The organism is Robertmurraya beringensis (assembly GCF_042433785.1).
GTDB lineage: Bacteria > Bacillota > Bacilli > Bacillales > Cytobacillaceae > Robertmurraya_A > Robertmurraya_A beringensis.
In genome coordinates this window covers 1-628 of record NZ_JBHLUU010000040.1, presented here as the reverse complement: position 1 = coordinate 628, position 628 = coordinate 1, and the positions used below count along the sequence as shown (strand labels likewise).

1 protein-coding gene is annotated in these 628 nt (G+C 36.3%); it reads right to left on the bottom strand.

Translation table 11 applies throughout. The annotated features are described in order from the left end of the window. Window positions 1–488: DUF4372 domain-containing protein (locus ACFFHF_RS11765; protein ID WP_377058215.1), on the bottom strand; the 488-nt coding region annotated here is incomplete at its 3' end. Window positions 489–628: the final 140 nt, after the last annotated feature.

The window sequence follows — 628 nt, the reverse complement described above, 5'->3', positions numbered from 1 at the left end:
GGATAGGACGCACCTTTTTCCATAAACACAAGGCGTAGATGCAACTTCACACCGGCTTTTGTCTTACGGAACTTTGCCCATTTATGATTGGTCAAATTAAGTGGCAATGTGCTTGAATCAATGATTTTTAACGGCATGACCAGTTTCGTATAGTGTGTCTTGGCATGAATTTGTACGACCAAATCAAGGAAAAGCCTTTGAAATAGATCTGGGTTCATGCCATTTAATCGCCGTGACAGCTGAGAAATACTGATCGAATCAAGGTCAATCCCTTTTTGAAGTTGGTCATCGAATAGACAATCACCTAGCGCATGCAGGCTTTCGATTTCTTCTAGCTGGGCAAAAAGTAGTAATTTTAGGAAAGACTCTGTCGTTAATTTTTTCGTATAGTAATCTAATTTCATCGTTTTCACCTGTTCTTCAAATAATTGAATATTAATTGGTGAAAACCATTGTCCAAATGAAGTTTTTCGTGTAATCTTGTCCATGAGATGTGTCCTTTTTAGTGGATTTGGACGGGTTACCACCTGACTTATCCATTATAAAGGACTTTTTCTTTGCACAATATAATAAAGTTGAACATTTTGAGTATTTTTAATAGTGAAATTAAATTAATGCAACACTAGTG